Consider the following 18,058-nt stretch of genomic DNA (forward strand, 5'->3'; position numbering starts at 1 on the left):
AAAGTTAAAGATTATTCTGCAACTAGGATTTTCTTGTTTAATAATATTTTTCCCGATTCGTTGGTGATGCTTACCAAATAAGCTCCAGTTACCAGATTTTTAAGATAAACTTGTTGATTTAAAGAGCCATCTTTTATAGATAAATTCTGTTTCATCACATTTTTACCTGATAAATCGAAAACAGTCATGGTAAGATTACCTTTTACCGTTTTGTCATTTACATTTACGTTAATATATTTGTCGTCAACTCTTGTCGGATAAATATCAAGATTGGCAAAAAAATTCGTAGAAAGTGCTTTATCGTTCGCGAAATATTTACTGGCTAAATCATAAATATGTAAATTTTGTTCTCCCGCAAGCTGTTTTGCCTGTAAAGTATTAAGATCAACTTCATATAAAGGGGCACCTTTTGCACTTGCAATGACTACTTTTCCTTTAGAATTTACAGCAGAGCCATTCACAGAATAATTTTCAGGAATACCTGAGATTTTTCCGACAAATTTCGCTTTTAATTCTTTTACTGAAACTTTAAAAACATTTCCTGAAGCCGAAAAAACATAGAAATTATTATCTGCATCGGCAATCATATCTCCACCAAAACCTGTTTCAATGGTTGTGAAAGAATTTTTTCCGTTGGAAGCATCATCTTTAATGATTCCCAGGTCATTTACCACATATTGATTTCCTTTTCTACTAATTTGCAAAAACTGTGTTCCTGCATTATTAATCGCATAAATACTTCCATCATAGCCCGTTGCCATCCTTGTCACATGAGAATTAATATCACATGAAGTTATTCTTGCAACATTATTTTCCACCAAAGTGATTTCTTTTGTTTTTGCATTTAAAACATAAATATTCGAAGAAAACATTGGCATATACACCAAATTATTGTTGTAAGAATCATAAGCTAAAGTCGCCATGTTCATAGCCTGAGAATTATTATAGGCGTTTTTATCCTCAGTTACTGAACCGTTTCTCGTTTGCGAAAAAACTTTAGCGGAAGAATCTGAAGTGAAAATTTTCTCTCCGGAAGTTCCGTTTGTTAAATCCAATGCACGGAAATCATTGAAAACAATATTCGGAGTATCTTTTCCGACCAATGCAAAAAAATCTTGCTGTGCAGAAGCGTTTGCTCCTAGTAAAAGCAAAAATAAAGGGAATAGATGTTTTTTCATAATATATAAATTTTATTTTTAATCATTTTATTATGACTAAGTTACATAATTTATAGATTGAATTTATATTTTTTTAGGTTTAAAAGAAAATTTTTAGCGTTAAGCATGTCATTCTGACGAAGGAAGAATCTCAAGCAGAATTACATGAGATTCTTCACTCCGCTCCGCTTCATTCGGAATGACAGTGTCGCATAAAAAAACTCCCACAAAATTGTAGGAGTCTATATGAATATTTTTAAAATCTTAATTCAAAACATAAGAAGTTCCGTCTCTTCCGTCTTTCAACTCGATGCCTTCTGCAAGAAGTTTATCACGAATTTGATCTGAAAGGTCAAAGTTTTTAGACTTTCTTGCCTGATTTCTTAATTCAATTAAAACTTTCAATGTCTGATCCAGCTTTTCATTGTTGTTTTCTTCAACAGCCTGCAATCCTAAAACATCGAAAACAAAAGCATTTAAAGTAGATTTTAAATCCTCTAAATCTTTAGTTGAGATTGTTTCTTTAGCATCATTTAAAGCAAAAATATATTTTACCGCTTCAAATAAATGCGCAATCAGAACCGGAGAATTGAAATCATCCGTCAAAGCATCGTAAGCTTTATTTTTCCATTCTTCAAGACTGAAACCAGACTGTTTTTCGTCATTCGGAATGATATTATTTAAAACTTTAATAGCTTCCATTAATCTGATGAAACCTTTTTCACTTGCCAACATTGCATCATTCGAAATATCCAAAACACTTCTATAATGAGCCTGTAAAAAGCAAAAACGCACAATTGAAGGATGGAAAGGTTTTTCAAAGAAATCGTTTTCACCAGTCATCAATTGCATTGGCAGAATGTAATTCCCTGTTGATTTACTCATACGTTGAGAGTTCATTGTCAACATATTAGCGTGCATCCAATAATTTACCGGCGAAGCGTCATTGCAAGCTTTCCCCTGTGCAATTTCACATTCATGGTGAGGGAATTTTAAATCCATTCCACCTCCGTGAATATCGAAAGTTTCACCTAAATATTTAGTGCTCATTGCAGTACACTCAAGATGCCATCCCGGAAAACCTTCTCCCCACGGCGAATTCCATCTCATGATGTGAGCCGGAGAAGCTTTTTTCCACAATGCAAAATCCTGTGGATTTTTCTTTTCACCCTGCCCGTCCAAATCACGGGTATTTGCGAAAAGTTCTTCTATATTTCTTTTTGAAAGTTCACCATAATTCAAGCCTCTTCTGTTGTACTCCAAAACGTCGAAGTAAACAGAGCCGTTGCTTTCGTAAGCGAAACCTTTTTCAATTAATTTTTGAGTTAATTCAATTTGTTCCACGATGTGACCTGTTGCAGTCGGTTCGATATTTGGAGGCAACAAATTGAACATATCCAAAACTTTATGGAAATCAACCGTATATTTTTGTACGATTTCCATTGGTTCCAATTTTTCCAGACGAGTTTGTTTTACAAAACGGTCGTTTTCTACATTTCCATCGTCTGTAAGGTGACCTGCGTCGGTAATATTTCTTACATATCTTACTTTATAGCCAAGATGCGATAAGCTTCTGTAGATAAAGTCGAAAGAAAGAAAAGTTCTCACATTTCCCAAATGTACATTACTGTAAACAGTCGGTCCACAAACGTACATTCCGACATTTCCTTCTAAAATTGGTTTAAATATTTCTTTTTCGCCTGTAAGCGAGTTGTATATTTTTAATTGCATTGATTTTAAATTAAAAGATTTAATGATTTATAAATTTAGTTTAAAGTTTTAATTATTAAAAGATTTTCACCTTTTAACAACAGCATTTACAGCAACAACAAATAATTGTGGTTACGAAAATTTTATCTGAAACTTTTTTAAATTTTATCATTATTAAATTGCTTTTAAGTGATGTTGTAAATGACTAATATAATCATTAATAATAAATTCTAATGTGAAAATCTGAGGTTCTGTTTTTGCCATGTCACAGGTTCTTTGCAAAGCTTCATCCGGAATATTTTCAACAACATTTACAATCTGAAGATTGAGAAATTTCCAAAGATTGATAATGTCCGAAGTCGGAACATTCTGATAATTCTGAGCTTTTACCCAAAAACTTTGCTCATAAACAATATTCTCATTTTCTTTATATTGAGTAATTACAAATCTTCTGATATTCGATAAAGCACTATCACAAAGATGACCTAAAATTTCTTTTTTCGACCATTTTTCAGGAGAAATTTTATATGACCAATCTTCTTCATAAATTTCTTCAAATCTTAGAAGTTCTTCTTCAACAATATTTTTAAGAATCTGATACTCCATTAATCATTTCCTTTAATAATCCAATTTCGCATGACTTCCCACATAATGCAGGAATTCCTGTCTTGTAATAGGATTTGTCCTGAAAATACCACTCAATTCAGCTGTAATTGTAGAACTTGCCGTATCTTTTATTCCTCTGCAATTTACGCAAAGATGTTTTGCATCAATAATACAGGCAACATCTTTTGTTCCCAACGCTTCTTTTAATGCACCTACAATCTGCATTGTCAATCTTTCCTGAACCTGTGGTCTTTTCGCATAATAATCAACAATTCTATTGATTTTTGAAAGACCAATTACTTCACCATTCGAAATATAAGCAACGTGTGCTCTTCCGATAATCGGCAAAAAATGATGTTCACAAAACGAATATACTGTAATATCTTTTTCCACCAACATCTGGCGGTATTTATATTTGTTTGAAAAAGTAGAAATTCCCGGTTTGTTTTCCGGAAGAAGTCCTCCGAAAATTTCGTTTACATACATCTTCGCAACACGTCTTGGAGAATCTTTCAGAGAGTCGTCCGTCATATCCATTCCCAAAGTTTCCATGATTTCCCCAAAAAGTTCGGTTATTTTTTCTATTTTTTCCTGTGGCGATTTATCAAAAGCATCTTTCCTAATAGGCGTATGTTCTTTTCCTGTGAAAATATCATCGTCGTTATCCGTAAAATCAACCATTTTTATTTAATTTGCAGCAAAAATACGGATAATATCTTTTTCATTTATTTGAATTTAAACTAAAAATATTATCTTTTAACCTCTATTATCATTTAATGTTATGATTATTGCTGAAGAAGTCCAAAATGGAAATCAAAGAAAGGAATTTTTAGAGTTTCCCGCGAGACTTTATCAACAAGATAAAAACTACATCCGACCTTTAGATAAAGATATTGAATTGGTATTTGATACCACCAAAAATAAATTCTTTGAACACGGAGAATGCAAACGTTTCCTTTTTACCAATAAACAAGGGAAAACAGTTGGAAAAATTGCTGTTTTTGTAAACCACAACTATTTAGAAAAACAACCGACTGGCGGAATTGGCTTTTTTGACTGTATCAACGATCAGGAAACTGCCAATTTTATTTTTGATCATTGCAAAAAATGGCTTCAGGAAAAAGGTATGGAAGCAATGGACGGATGCATTAATTTTGGAGAACGCGATAAATTTTGGGGAGTTTTAATAGATGGTTTTACCGAACCTTTATATGGGATGAATTATAATTTCCCTTATTATAAAGATCTTTTTGAAAATTATGGTTTTCAGGTATATTATGATATGCTATGTTTTAGTAGAAAAGCGCATGCTCCTACTTCAAGAATTTTCAACATTATGCACGCGAAGCATTCTAAAAATGAAAATATTACAGCAAAACCTGTTACTAAAAAGGAAATCAGCAGCTTTGCAGAAGATTTTTTTGAGCTTTACAACAAAACATGGGAAAGCCACGGTGGCGGAAAGCAGATGAATTTAAAGGAAGTAAAGAAAATGTTTAATAATATGAAACCTGTAATGAATGAGCACATTGCATGGTTTGCCTACGAAAATGAAAAACCTATTGCGATGTGGATTAATATTCCGGATCTTAATCAATGGTTTAAATATTTGAATGGAAAATTTGGCTTCTGGGATAAACTTAAATTTTTATATTACAAAGCAACAAAAATCAATACTAAATTTGTCGGTCTAATTTTCGGAGTCGTTCCGGAATGGCAAAACAAAGGTGTAGAAGGATACCTCATCGTAGAAGCCGCAAAACATTTTCAGGTGGATACTGATTTTATTGACTTTGAAATGCAATGGATTGGCGATTTTAACCCTAAAATGCTTGGTCTTGCCAAACATCTTGAAACTGAAGTTACCCGAAAATTAGCAACTTATCGCTATTTGTTTGATCGAAATAAGGAGTTTGAAAGACATCCGACGGTGTAGATTTTCAGGGTTTCGGCGGCACCAAAGGTGCCGCCGAAATTATTATAAATAGATAAGCTGAGTTTTCAAAACTTTTCTCCCCAAACTTTCCAGAATCCGTTTATAATTATCAATCTGCTGATCATTCTTTTCCGCTTCTTCCCCCGTTTTAAAATCCACGATAATATAACCTTCATCGCTCTTTAAGATTCGGTCGGGACGGTAAATTTTGCTTTCTCCGTTTTTGGAAATCATGATGTCTTTTTCATTGATGACTTCCCATTTTTCATCAAAAAACTCAGAATATCTTTTGATAATATCTTCTAAAGTCTCCTGAATTTCATTTTTTTCTTCCATCGTAATCTGTCCTTCCAGAACATAGCTTTCCAAAACTTTCGAAACATCTTTCTGTGTATTGATTTTCGACAATAATTCGTGGACGAAAAGACCAATTCTTACCTTCTCAACTCTTACTTGATAATTTTTCGATGGAGTGGCAATTTTAATTGATGTATTCTTTTCGTTGATGTTTTTTAAATTCTGAATGTTTTTTGTTTCAAAATGTGATGTCTTATCTTTAGAATGCTTTTTCAGCATTTCAGGATGAACTTCATACAAATCAAATTCGTCAAGATTTTCAACGTTTTTAGATTGAAGAAATTCCAGCAATTCAAGATTATTAGAAGTTTTATTGGCTTTTTGAATATAAAAAAACAATTGTTCTACAGGTCGCGTTGTTGCCACATATTGCAGACACAATCTATCTACAAAGTTTTTGTAAGAATTTTGCAGATTAAAGAACTGTATTTCTTCGTCATATACTTCCAGATTTTTATTGAACTGATTGATATTTACGGATTTCAGAGCATTGTCATTACTTGTCTCAAACCAATTCGTAAATTCTGCATCACGATTTTTATTGATCATTGGAATAAAAACAATCGGAAATTCCAGTCCTTTTGCTTTGTGAATAGTCATGATTTGTATCGCATCAATATTTTCAGAAGCCTGAATGGTATAGGTTGATGCCTCTTCATCCCAATATTTCAAAAATTCTTTCGTACTTGCACCTGCATTTTGCGTGAAGTTGAAAAGCATTTCCAAAAAGTTCAAAAGGAAATCTGTTTCTTTATTTTCGACTGAGAATTCATTGATGTAATATTCAACAAAGTTGTATAAATTAAATCTCGGGAAATTCTCCTGTTTCAGTTTCAAAGAATATTTCTGTTGAATAAACTGAAGAATTTCTTCATGAGTTTCAATTTCCAGAATTTCTTTCATTTCCAGTGTAAAATCTGCCATGTGAATTCTTCCCAATTTATTGAGATGATACATCATCATGATTAGGTTAGGCTTATTTTTAGGATTCGTTTCCCATCTCAGAAACTCAATAACAGCTTTTAATGTACTGGATAATTCTAAAGTAAGACCTTTATCAGAAATTGTTTTAATATTTGTTTCTTCACCCTTATAATTTACTTTCAGGTTTCCCAGTTTCTGTGAATAACTGAAAATATCGAAATTTCCACGACAGAGAATTGTAATATCAGAAAATTTAAAACCATTATTCAGACTTTCCTGAATGTCTTTCTTCATTCTTTCGGAAGTGTCGTTGTAAAAATCTTCGTTAGTTAAATTTTCAATTAAATTAACTTTTACACGACCGTCGATTGATGATTTCGGGTTTTGTTCGGCATCACTTCCGAAAATATTCTTATGTTCTTCTGCCAATTCCCGTGAATGATATTCGTACAATTCATTATTAAAGTGAACGATATTTTTTGCACTTCGCCAATTGTCTTTTAATACTAAAAGCTCGGCTTCTTTGGGCGAAATTTCCTTTTTGTTGATGATATCCAACATCAGCTTACTCTCACCACCACGAAAACGATAGATACTCTGTTTGGGATCTCCAACCAATGTAAATGAAGTATTATCCATTGAAACAGAATGGTCTCTCAACGGAACAAAATTCTGCCACTGAAGCTCAGAGGTATCCTGAAATTCATCAAAGAAATAATGCTGGAACTGCGAGCCAACCTTTTCATAAATAAAAGCAGAAGGCTCATTTCTAAGATTTTCATTAATTAGAATGTTGAATTTTGAAAGCAAAACCAAGTCATTTTCCTCCTCAATTTTCTTCAATTCATCCTGAATGTCTTTATTTACTTTTAGAGGCAAAAGTGCAGATAATATTTTTTCTTTTTTTTGCGTTTCAATATATAAAAGAATCAACTGCATTCTGCTTTCCAGCAATTGTTCCAGTATTTCAAAAATTTCGGATTCTTTACTTTTTGATTTTGCCGAAGCTCCTTTTCGGTAATTATTTACAACCGATTCTTCCGCCGTTGTTGGAAAAGGAAATCCAGGTCTTTTTTGATTGTAAAAGTCTAAAACTTTCGTGAAAAATCCTCCAATTCCGTTTTTACCCTGTGCAAAATCCTCAATTTCAATATTTCTTGATTTGAATAATTCGATAGATTTTGTGGCAAGTTCTGCAGCTTGTTTTTTATTTGATACAATTTCTTTTCGGAGCGTATTTTTTATATTTTCATAATTCGTATTATCGAAATCTTTATTGTTTTTAAGATGTTCGTAATGAATGTCTTTTACAAATTCTTTCGCCGAACCGTACAGACTTTTATTTAAATTAATTCTCTCATTATTTTCAAGGCTGTAATCCACATAATCCATAAAAGAATTGGAAATCACCTCATTTTCTCCGATTTGGTCAAGCATTTTATCAACGGCTTCAATCAAAAATGGTTCGGCTTCAATTTCAAGGTTAAAATTTTTCGCCAATCCCAATTCATAAGAAAAACTTCTTACCAATCGAGAATTGAAACGGTCAATCGTTCCTATGTTTAAAGTAGAATAATTATGAAGAATATAATCCAGCATTTTTTTTGAACGATGGTGTAATTCATCAATGGTGATTTTCAGACCTTCCTGCTCAAATGCTTTTTGAATATTTTTAAGATCTCCGTTTTCTGCAAAGTTATCTGAGGAAAAGTTTCCCAACCATGTTAAAATCCTTTCTTTCATCTCATTGGCAGCTTTGTTGGTAAAAGTCAATGCCAAAATATTCCTGATCGATTGTTGCTGATTTGGATATCGAAGACAGATCATCAAAAGTCGCTGAACAAGGGCATAAGTTTTCCCCGATCCCGCAGAAGCATTGATAACTGTATAAGAATTTTGCATTTTTTGAGTAGAATTGAAGATGCAAGTTAGCTAAATTTTGAGTGAAATTTTAACAATTTTCATCCTGTATTTAACAGTTTAGGAAATAAAAATCTAAAAGAAATGCTAAAACGCGTTAACTGTGGTTAAACTTGCTATTTAATCTAAAAATAATTTTAGTTTTGCTTTATAAAAAACTGTCCGTGAAAATTAAACTATTCTTTATTTTATTTACAATTTTTTTCATCAATATTAATGCTCAGGATTATATCTTCGGTAAGATAATCAATGAAGAAAAGCTTGAAATGCCTGATGTTACTGTTATTAATATCAGAACCGACGAAAGAGTTTTGACCAATCGTGACGGACATTTTATGATTTTTGGAAGAGCCGGAGATGAGCTTCGTTTTGTGAAAACAGGATACGAACGCAGTAACAGCAAGGTGACAAAGGAAAATATTGGGTCCCCGATCAATATTACGTTAATGAGAGGTGCGGCTTTGATCGCAGAAGTCGAAATCAAAAAAAATATCACAGGAGACATTACGATCGATTCTAAAAACCTCAATCCTCCGAAGAAAGTTCAGAAACTGAAAAGTGATTTGGCGCTTTATATGTCGCAAAAATCTGATCCGAGAATCATGGCGGCAAAACCTGGAGAATTTGTACAGCCAGTAACTAAAGGAATTTATAGTTTCGGAAAAATTAAAAATAAATGGGACGATATAGATTTGATGAATTTTCTGCAAAATGTTTTAGGAGATAAATTTTTTGAAGATCTGAAAATTGATAGACCTCAAATCCAGCATTTTATTCTTTATATTTTAAAAACAGGTTTTGAAAGAAAAAATATTCTGAAATACGGATATTGTAATGATGCAGACATGAACAGATTTAAAAGTGCAGTCTTAAACAGAATCTCATCTTACAGAGCCCCACAAACGCAAAAATAATTTCGTCTGATGAAGTCCAGATTATTAATTATTCTAACTTTTCTGTCTGTGAATGTATTTTCACAGCAAAAAATTATGGGTAGAATTACCGATGAAGACGGAATTAGTTTGCCGACTGTCATGGTGATGAATATTTCTGCGAATACAAAAACATATACATTAAACGACGGAACTTTTTCGATTGATGCATTTCCTGAAGATGAACTTCGTTTTATAAGACCTGGTTTTGAAAGATCTTCAATAAAAGCCAGCTATGGAATTGATAAATATTTGAACATTAAACTGACAAGAGTTGCTGAGGAAATTGAAGAAGTGGAGGTGGCTAAAATTACGGGAGATATTACTAAAGATTCCAGAGCTGTGGCAAAAGTTGATAAAGGAAAAATTGTTGAAGATGCAGTCGGACTTCCGCAACCTGTCGGAAAAATGCGTGAAAGACCTGCTGAAGTAAAAGAAGTTTTACTTCCAATAATTTTGGGACAGCTTAATGTTCAGGGATTGTATGATTTAGTTAGCGGAGATGCCAGAAGAATGAAGCGTCAATATAAATATGATGATCTGCAGGAAGATATTTCGTGGATCAGGAGTAGAGTAGAAGATGAATATTTTACGAAAGAAGGAATTCCTCAGGAACGAATTTCAGAGTTTATTGAGTTTTCATTTGTGAATAAACCACAGGTCAGAACGTTTGTAAGAGCCAAGAATTTAACAGGAGCCTTATCCAGAATGGAAGAAGCTTTCCCTATTTTTGCTGAGAGAATAAAAGCGAGTAAATCTCAAAAATAAATGTTAAGAAAATCTTAAAATTTGGAATAAGAATTGATATAATAAAGTCATTAAAAAATCAGTTTTAAAATTATAACAATCAAATTCACAAAATTTTATGAATAAAAACATCATTACTATTGCTATCGGAGCATTAGGTTTTGTCATTGGTCTCGGACTTCTCGGGAATGCTATCAAAAATAGAAATAAATCTGAAAATACGATTTCTGTTACAGGTTTAGGAACCAAACAATTCATTTCTGACCTGATTACATGGTCGGGAAGCTTTTCTAAAAATAATTTTGATCTGAAATCAGCTTACGATGAATTGGCTTTAGACCGAAAAACGATTAATGATTATTTACTGTCGAAAGGAGTAAAGCAAAATGAGATCGTTTTTTCTTCGGTTGACATTCAGAAACAATTTAAAAATTATACTGATTCTAATGGAAATAATGTTCAGAACGAATTTACAGGATACAATCTTACACAAACAGTTTCAATTGAAAGTAAAGAAGTCGCAAAAATTGAAAATCTTTCACGAAATATTACTGAAATTATCAATCGCGGAATAGAATTTACTTCATCTTCTCCAAGTTATTTTTATACAAAATTGGCAACCGTAAAACAGGAAATGATAGCTTCAGCAACGAAAGATGCTAAAGAACGTGCTGAAAAAATCGCCGAAAATTCAGGAAGCAGTTTAGGAAGCCTGAAAAAAGCAACGATGGGAGTTATCCAGATTACCGCACCGAATTCCAATGAAGATTATTCTTATGGCGGAACTTTCAATACTGCTTCAAAAGATAAGGAAGCAAGTATTACAATTAAGCTGGAATATGAAGTGGATTAATTTTCACAGATCTCTACATAAATAAAAAAATCCGAAGCTTCAAAACTTCGGATTTATATTTTAATGATAAACGATATCGTAAATTTCGTCTTTAACTTCCGTTAAATTTTCAGGAGAATAATTTGCCAGCAACCAAAGATCTAAAGGTTTTTTACCTTGTCCATAACTCGGCTGAACATACATTTCATCGATTAAATTAAAACCATTTCGTTGATAAAAAGAATACCTTCTTTTAGCATCATCCCCTAAATGTTCCGGTTCAATTTCCAAAATAATTCTCGGATAATTTTCAAATAAATATCCTGTAATATGTGAACCTAATTTTTGACTTCTGAACTCCGGGAAAACTTCAAAATGTTCTACAAAAGTATAATTACTCAGTTCCCAAATGATTAGGTAACCGATGTTTTTTGCTTCATGCAAAACAGAAATTATTTTTACTTTCGGATTAGAAAAAAGTGTGGATAATTTGTCCCAGTCTCTTCGCTCATCTTCCGGAAAAGTTGAACAATACGAAGTGAAAATTTCCTGAACTCTGTAATCTTCAGGAGAAGTTATTTGTAAAAATTCCATGATTATAGATCAAAAACGTTGGGTCTTCTGGTGATAAAAATATCTTTCACCCAAAGTGTAAATGCTAAACCCAGATATATTAAGAAGAAAAAACCAGCAGTCGCAAACGTAGAATAGATAAAAAATATTCTCAGTTTAGACACAGGAATTCCTAGTTTCGCGCCCGTTCTCGTAAGAACGCCAAACCATTCTCTTTCCATTTTGTGGCGGATATTATCAAGCATTTTTTAAGATTCTTTTAAAAGTGTAAATCCAATACCGCAATTTAAGCAATTTTTTTCTTCACATGAGTTTTTAAAATGATAAATCAAGCTCTGACTTTCCAAAGCTGTTTTAAATTTTATGCCTAATTTTTTCCAATCATCAATAATAGAATTTTTTTCTGCAGAAAGATTTTTATAAAAGTGTAAAATCTCATCTGCAATTTCTTCGTTGTGATATTTGTGATAAGCGTATTTTAAAGGTAAAATAGTATTTAAAATAATTAGTTCAATAAAATCTTTACTCAAAGTTTTCGGTTGATTGACAGTTGAAATTTTCCCGAAATTGAAATGATTATCCCAATATTCCGAAGCCTTTACATTTTTTAAAACTTCAAATAATTCTTCCGAGTTTTTTGCATGAATAATTTTTGAAAATAAATTTTGATGCTGATTATAAAGATTTGCCAATTGTGATAGACGAATCGTGGGGAAATTCGGAGGTCGTAATCTCAGAAATTTTGGACGAATGACAACATCAGAAATATTGAATTTAGCTTTAATAAAATCAAATTCACGTTTCCAGATTTTCATTTGTTCGTCTTGAGGATTTTCCAGCCAACCGGAAATTCCAAAAAATAAGGATTCAAGCTGAGCCTGATTTTGTTGGATTTTAAGAATAATATTAAAATCGATGCTTTCTGCAATTTGTTTAAAAATAAAAGCATTTACTTTTAATCCAAAAGAATAAGCAAGGCTGTGAAATATAACCGCTTCGAAATTATTTTTAAATTGTTTTAAACTTTCCTCAATTTCCAAAGATTTTTCTTCCAGTTTTTTCAATACATTTTCTTCATGAAAATTGACGGGGATTTTATTTGATTCAAAAATATTTTCACACGAAATAAATTGATTTCCGCTCACCAGTTTTTCATATTTCCACAAAATGCTTTCATCAATATAATTCCTCAATTCCAGTGTCGGAATGTTTTTATTTTTAAATTCGTCGATTTCACAATCGTTTTGAAAAACGACGTGTAGAATAATATTTTGATAATTCGGATCTTGTGAATGATTATGAAAGATCCAGTCGGAAGATTTGATGTGAAGTTCGATATTTCCGGCTAAAATTATATTGTTGATCTTAATTTTCGCCGTTAAAAAATCCGGACCGGAATTGGTATTCCATTTTCCAAAATCTAATATTTCAACAGAATTTCCTTCAAGATCCTTGAAGTCGAAATGGTTGAAAACTTTGTAGTTCCAAAGGTATTGAAGTAATTTTTCCGTCATAAGTGTTAAAGCAAATATAGAAAAATTACCGAAATTTTTGATTATTTTTTTATTAATACATCATTTACTGATGATTTTGCTTTGAAGAAGATATTTGTTGCAGTGATAAGAATTAATACTGAAAAAATCATGATTACTTTTACACTTCCTAATTTGGCAATGACATACATAATCGTGAAAACTGATTTGTAGGATTGAATTTCATAATCACTTCCATTTTCAATATCAAGAGCCAAAGTCATTGTGTAAAAGAATACAAGTAAAATAACAATCAATGCAATAACTGATCTTTTAACAGAGCCTATGACTGAAATATTTTCTTGTGAATAGGAAAGATGTGATATATTATTTTTGAAATAGTCGAAAATAGTATTTCTGAGAGAATCATTTGAAATAATAATTCTCTCAGAAGATTTTGAGGCATAAAATATGTCGATGTTTTTATCTCTTTTCTCAATTTTTTTAATATAAGAAAGAGGGATGCTCATCATTTTATCGGGAAGTATATTGTTCTTAATATCATAAACAGAACTATTTATATTCTCATCTTTTGGATTACCTAAATAAATAATATTGTCATTAAAAACAATCAGTTTGGTATCATGTTTAATTCCTGATTTCCAGACTTCCATCTTTATGAAGTTTAAAATTTTCAATCGTGGTTCTATACATTTCTTCATAAATCGGAAGAATGTTTTTCAGATCGAATTTTATAGCCTGTTCTTTGGCGTTTTTTTTCATTTTAGCTAAAAGTTCTTCGTTGCTCAACAATTTGATACAATAATTGCTCATCGCTTCCACATTTCCTATTTCTGCCAAATAACCAGTTTCTCCTTGAATATTTACCTCAGGAATTCCACCTGCATTTGAACTGATAACCGGAGTATTTGCAGCCATTGCTTCCAAAGCCGCCAAACCGAAACTTTCCTGTTCTGAAGGCAATAGAAATACGTCTGAAAGCTGAAGAATTCTATATAAATCATTCACTTTTCCAAGTAGGCGAATCTTAGAGATCAATTCTGGGTTTTCTTCCAAAAACTGATTGATTTTCTCCATATCCGGACCTTCGCCGATGATAATTAATTTAGATTTTACCTTTTTCTCAACATTTTTGAAAATCTGCAATACTTCATCCACACGCTTTACAGGACGTAAATTCGAAACGTGAATAAGGATTTTTTCGTCTGGATTTGCAAATTGTGTTCTCTGGCATTCATTACATTCATCAAACTCAGAATTATCAATAAAGTTTGTAATAACCTGAATTTCTTTTTTGATTTTAAAGAACTGTAATGTGTCTCTTTTCAAACTTTCAGAAACAGAAGTAATCGCATCTGATTGATTGATAGAGAATTCTACTGCATGTTTATAACTTGGATGTTGTCCAACCAACGTAATATCCGTTCCGTGAAGTGTCGTTACCAAAGGAATATCATTATTGTCTTCCTGCAACATTTGCTTGGCTGTAAAAGCTGCATAAGCGTAAGGAATCGCGTAATGCGCATGAAGTAAATCCAGTTTATAAAGGTTCACAACACGGTAAATCATCGAACTTAACGCAATATCGTAAGGTTGATACTGGAAAAGCGGATAAGTCTGAACATTCACTCTGTGAAAGAAAATATTCGGATTGGTAATGTCTAATCTTGCGGGAAGCGCGTTGCTGATGAAATGTACTTCATAGCCTTTATTGGCAAGAGACATTCCCAGTTCTGTTGCTACGATTCCGCTTCCGCCGTATGTTGGATAGCAAAGTATGCCTATTTTCATTAGTTTATTGTTGTTTGGATGTTGTAAATATTTTAATTCACATATTATTTTACAGTTACAGGAGCCCAATCGATTCCCATTCCTGCTTTTAGTTTATCATTAACCAAGACAGGAAGTCTGCCCGAGATTTTTGTTTTTCCGTTCAGAGCTTTTGCTGTTGCCGTCATGGAATCGTCGTTGTTTTCATACGAAACCAAAACAGTTGAAACTCTTGAAATATCAATGTCTTTCAATGCATAAGCACTTCCGAAAACATTTAGAATGATATTTTGGTTTTTTGTTAAATCAGTCAATATTTTTTTTGAAGCATCTGAAATTTTATAAGGCTTGTAAGCTGTAGAATTGTCTTTATGAAAACCAACAATCACTGTAGAATTTGTAGGGATTGTGTTAATTTCATCTGCTTTCTTAATAATTACATTTGAGCCTAATTGATTTGCAAAAGTTTGATAAGGTGCTTCCTCCAAAGGAACATAATAGATCTGTTTTCCTTTTAATGGGAGTAGTTTTTTATCATCCTTTAATAAAGTCAAAGCATTTGAATATAAATTCTGAACTAAAACTTTGTGAGAATCATTGTTTAAATCTGAATTAATATTTTCAGGATTTCTTGGAGAATATTTGTCTAAGCCTAAGAAATATTTAGTCAGAAGAATTTTCTTTACGCTTTCTTCAACTCTCAACTGTGAAATTTCTCCGTTATCAATTGCTTTTTGAATTAATTTTTTTCCACTTGCAACACCTTGAGAAAATAGCATGATGTCATTTCCTGCTTTAAAAGCTAGAGCATCCAATTCTCCTGGATTGTATTTATTGGCTACGGCTCCCATGTTCAGGGCGTCTGTGATGATTAAGCCTTTATAACCTAATTTTTCTTTTAATAATCCTGTAATAATATTTTTAGAAACAGAAGCTGGGATCCCTTTTCCTGATTCTAATGCCGGAACATATAAATGGGCAACCATTACTCCGCCGATTCCTTTATCCATCAATGCCTTGAAAGGAGCCAGTTCGATATTATTTAATCTGTCCAAATTATGCGAAACTACGGGTAAATCAAGGTGAGAATCTGTATTGGTATCACCATGTCCTGGAAAGTGCTTAATGGCCGCTAAAATATTATTATCCTGAAGTCCGTTTGAATAAGATAAAGCAGAATTAATTACATTATTCACCTCAGAACCAAAACTTCTATTTCCGATAATAGGATTGTCAGGATTTGTATTTACGTCCACAACTGGCGCAAAATCCCAATTGATTCCCATTCTGTGGCAGTCTTCGGCGATTTTGGCAGACATTTGAGAAATTAAATTTTTATCCTGAATTGCTCCCAAAGTCATCGCCCACGGAAATTTGTGAGCCGTTGCAATTCTCTGAAAAACTCCCCATTCTGCATCCATTCCGATCATCAAAGGAACTTTAGATTTCTGCTGAAATTCGTTCACCAAGCTGATTTCCCTTGCAGCATCGTCCTGCATTAAAATCAGACCTCCGATTTTATCATTAATAACGATATTTCTTACGTTATTGATCTCATTTTCACCTTTATTCGTATATAATGCGATAATGAAAAGCTGTCCTAACTTTTCATCTTGTGAAAGATTTTTATATGTTTTATCGACCCATTGATTTGCCTTTTTCAAATCTTCTTTGGAAATGTTTTTAGGCTGATATTGAGCGGAGATTTTTGTGCTTAGAAATATGAAAATAAAGAGCGAAGTATAAACCAGTTTCTTCATAATTTTTTGAATAAGAACAAAAATACAATTAAAAAAACGATGAAAACAATGTTTTTGAATTTTTTGGTATATGATTTGAATATGCATTATAAATAATAAACAACTAAACTTTTATAAAATGAAAAAATTTCTTCCAATTTTACTATTAGCTTTTGTGAGCTTATTCATATTCAGCTGTGATGATAATAGTAACGATAATCCAACTTATCAAGATAATGATACGTATTCTCAGATGAGAGATGTTACAGGTACTTTTAATGCAGCTAACAGCTATGCTTTTACACAAGGAATCAATATACAGAGCACAGACGTTGTTTTAGTTTATAGGTTTTTAGGAGATTCTTGGCAATTAATCCCAAAAATGATGTATTTGCCTAATGCTACAGGAATGCCGACAAACAGAGAATTTCAATACAATTTTGTTTTCAGCTCTCAAAATGTGCAAATAAGTGTAGATGATGAGAATTTTAACTTGTCAACAGGTTTAACATCTGCAGAAGCTACTCAGTATTTAACTAATCAAAAATTTAGAATTGTATTAGTTCCTGCAAGCTCAGGTAAGACCAATATTGATTATAATGATTATAATGCAGTTGTAAAATATTATAACCTTGATGAGTCTAAAGTAATTGAAACTAAGGTTTCAAAATAAGAATAATATATCTTTTCAGTTTTTTATAATTACAAAAAAAGCTCCGGAAGAAATTTCGGAGCTTTTGCTTTTTATTTAGTTGTCATTATCGTCGAGTAAATGACCAAAATAATCTTTCTTTGTCTGCAGATAACCTTTACTGTTTTCGTTTGCCGGAATTTGCAAAGGAATCCTTGAGTTCAGATGAATATTACTTTCTTTTACATATTTTACCTTTTCAGGGTTGTTTGTAAGAAGGTTAATATCTTTTACACCCAATAAATTTAAAATTTCAATAGCTACATTAAAGTTTCTGTCATCTGCAGGAAGACCCAATTTTAAATTGGCTTCTACAGTGTCAAATCCTTTTTCCTGTAAAGAATATGCTTTTAATTTATTAATGATCCCGATATTTCTTCCTTCCTGTCGAAGGTAAACTATAATTCCCCCATTTTCATGGATATACTTCATTGCAGCGTCTAGTTGCTGCCCACATTCACATTTTTTTGAATGGAAAACTTCGCCGGTAATACATTCTGAATGGAAGCGCACATTTACAGGTTTTGAAAAGTCTGTATTTTCTGCGACAATAGCCATATGAGGCATCCAGTCATTCTCATTCTCGGAGAGAGCAATCATTCGGAAAGTGCCGTGTTCCGTAGGAACGTTGGATTCCGCCTGAATTTTAATCATTAATGTCCTAATTAGAT

Annotated in this window: 17 protein-coding genes; 5 read left to right on the top strand and 12 right to left on the bottom strand. The window is 32.3% G+C overall.

Annotated features, from left to right (window positions below):
* Positions 1–11: 11 nt before the first annotated feature.
* The 4 genes from ABD940_RS12660 to folE form a co-directional block, all read right to left on the bottom strand.
* Positions 12–1,178 (bottom strand): T9SS type A sorting domain-containing protein, encoded by a 1,167-nt coding sequence (locus ABD940_RS12660; RefSeq protein ID WP_345204379.1) that lies wholly within the window; start codon positions 1,176–1,178, stop codon positions 12–14.
* A 243-nt stretch (positions 1,179–1,421) separates the two neighbouring features.
* Positions 1,422–2,888, bottom strand: a complete 1,467-nt coding sequence (cysS, locus tag ABD940_RS12665) for a cysteine--tRNA ligase (RefSeq protein ID WP_345204383.1) — start codon at positions 2,886–2,888, stop codon at positions 1,422–1,424.
* 153 nt (positions 2,889–3,041) lie between these two features.
* Positions 3,042–3,473, bottom strand: coding sequence for a DinB family protein (locus ABD940_RS12670; RefSeq protein WP_345204385.1), 432 nt, complete (start codon positions 3,471–3,473; stop codon positions 3,042–3,044).
* Between the two features lie 12 nt (positions 3,474–3,485).
* Complete coding sequence (folE, locus tag ABD940_RS12675; RefSeq protein ID WP_345204388.1) at positions 3,486–4,154, bottom strand: GTP cyclohydrolase I FolE; 669 nt, start codon at positions 4,152–4,154, stop codon at positions 3,486–3,488.
* Between the two features lie 100 nt (positions 4,155–4,254).
* Here folE and ABD940_RS12680 point away from each other — a divergent pair, with 100 nt between their 5' ends.
* Positions 4,255–5,409 carry a hypothetical protein gene (locus ABD940_RS12680; protein WP_345204390.1) on the top strand — a complete coding sequence of 385 codons (1,155 nt, stop codon included), beginning with the start codon at positions 4,255–4,257 and terminating at the stop codon, positions 5,407–5,409.
* Between the two features lie 42 nt (positions 5,410–5,451).
* Here the strand turns inward: ABD940_RS12680 and ABD940_RS12685 are convergent, their stop codons facing one another.
* Positions 5,452–8,592 carry a UvrD-helicase domain-containing protein gene (locus tag ABD940_RS12685; protein ID WP_345204393.1) on the bottom strand — a complete coding sequence of 1,047 codons (3,141 nt, stop codon included), beginning with the start codon at positions 8,590–8,592 and terminating at the stop codon, positions 5,452–5,454.
* A gap of 182 nt (positions 8,593–8,774) precedes the next feature.
* On the opposite strand from ABD940_RS12685, the gene ABD940_RS12690 reads away from it, so the two are divergent.
* The 3 genes from ABD940_RS12690 (at position 8,775) to ABD940_RS12700 (ending at position 11,142) form a co-directional block, all read left to right on the top strand.
* Positions 8,775–9,524: a hypothetical protein gene (locus tag ABD940_RS12690; protein WP_345204397.1), complete on the top strand. Its 750-nt coding sequence runs from the start codon at positions 8,775–8,777 to the stop codon at positions 9,522–9,524.
* A gap of 9 nt (positions 9,525–9,533) precedes the next feature.
* Entirely contained in the window at positions 9,534–10,310 is a 777-nt protein-coding gene (locus ABD940_RS12695) for a carboxypeptidase-like regulatory domain-containing protein (protein WP_345204399.1), read from the top strand.
* A 97-nt stretch (positions 10,311–10,407) separates the two neighbouring features.
* Positions 10,408–11,142 (top strand): SIMPL domain-containing protein, encoded by a 735-nt coding sequence (locus ABD940_RS12700; RefSeq protein WP_345204402.1) that lies wholly within the window; start codon positions 10,408–10,410, stop codon positions 11,140–11,142.
* A gap of 60 nt (positions 11,143–11,202) precedes the next feature.
* Here ABD940_RS12700 and ABD940_RS12705 read toward each other — a convergent pair whose 3' ends face one another.
* The 6 genes from ABD940_RS12705 to ABD940_RS12730 are packed head-to-tail and all read right to left on the bottom strand — an operon-like array spanning position 11,203 to position 16,717.
* Positions 11,203–11,715: a GNAT family N-acetyltransferase gene (locus tag ABD940_RS12705; protein WP_345204405.1), complete on the bottom strand. Its 513-nt coding sequence runs from the start codon at positions 11,713–11,715 to the stop codon at positions 11,203–11,205.
* 2 nt (positions 11,716–11,717) lie between these two features.
* Positions 11,718–11,939, bottom strand: coding sequence for a PspC family transcriptional regulator (locus ABD940_RS12710; RefSeq protein ID WP_345204407.1), 222 nt, complete (start codon positions 11,937–11,939; stop codon positions 11,718–11,720).
* A gap of 3 nt (positions 11,940–11,942) precedes the next feature.
* Positions 11,943–13,208, bottom strand: a complete 1,266-nt coding sequence (locus ABD940_RS12715; protein ID WP_345204410.1) for a DUF2851 family protein — start codon at positions 13,206–13,208, stop codon at positions 11,943–11,945.
* Positions 13,209–13,249: 41 nt separating this feature from the next.
* Entirely contained in the window at positions 13,250–13,840 is a 591-nt protein-coding gene (locus ABD940_RS12720) for a hypothetical protein (RefSeq protein WP_345204414.1), read from the bottom strand.
* The gene (gene bshA / locus ABD940_RS12725) at positions 13,815–14,978 is read right to left on the bottom strand and encodes an N-acetyl-alpha-D-glucosaminyl L-malate synthase BshA (protein WP_345204417.1); all 1,164 of its coding nucleotides are present in this window, start codon (positions 14,976–14,978) and stop codon (positions 13,815–13,817) included. Before bshA ends, ABD940_RS12720 begins: the two co-directional genes overlap by 26 nt.
* 44 nt (positions 14,979–15,022) lie before the next feature.
* The gene (locus ABD940_RS12730; protein WP_345204419.1) at positions 15,023–16,717 is read right to left on the bottom strand and encodes a glycoside hydrolase family 3 protein; all 1,695 of its coding nucleotides are present in this window, start codon (positions 16,715–16,717) and stop codon (positions 15,023–15,025) included.
* Positions 16,718–16,835: 118 nt separating this feature from the next.
* On the opposite strand from ABD940_RS12730, the gene ABD940_RS12735 reads away from it, so the two are divergent.
* The gene (locus tag ABD940_RS12735) at positions 16,836–17,369 is read left to right on the top strand and encodes a hypothetical protein (RefSeq protein ID WP_345204422.1); all 534 of its coding nucleotides are present in this window, start codon (positions 16,836–16,838) and stop codon (positions 17,367–17,369) included.
* A 75-nt stretch (positions 17,370–17,444) separates the two neighbouring features.
* On the opposite strand, the gene ribA is transcribed toward ABD940_RS12735, so the two are convergent.
* Positions 17,445–18,041, bottom strand: a complete 597-nt coding sequence (gene ribA / locus ABD940_RS12740) for a GTP cyclohydrolase II (protein WP_345204425.1) — start codon at positions 18,039–18,041, stop codon at positions 17,445–17,447.
* Between the last annotated feature and the right edge of the window lie 17 nt (positions 18,042–18,058).

Origin of the sequence: Chryseobacterium ginsengisoli (assembly GCF_039542325.1) — a bacterium.
Classification (GTDB): domain Bacteria; phylum Bacteroidota; class Bacteroidia; order Flavobacteriales; family Weeksellaceae; genus Chryseobacterium; species Chryseobacterium ginsengisoli.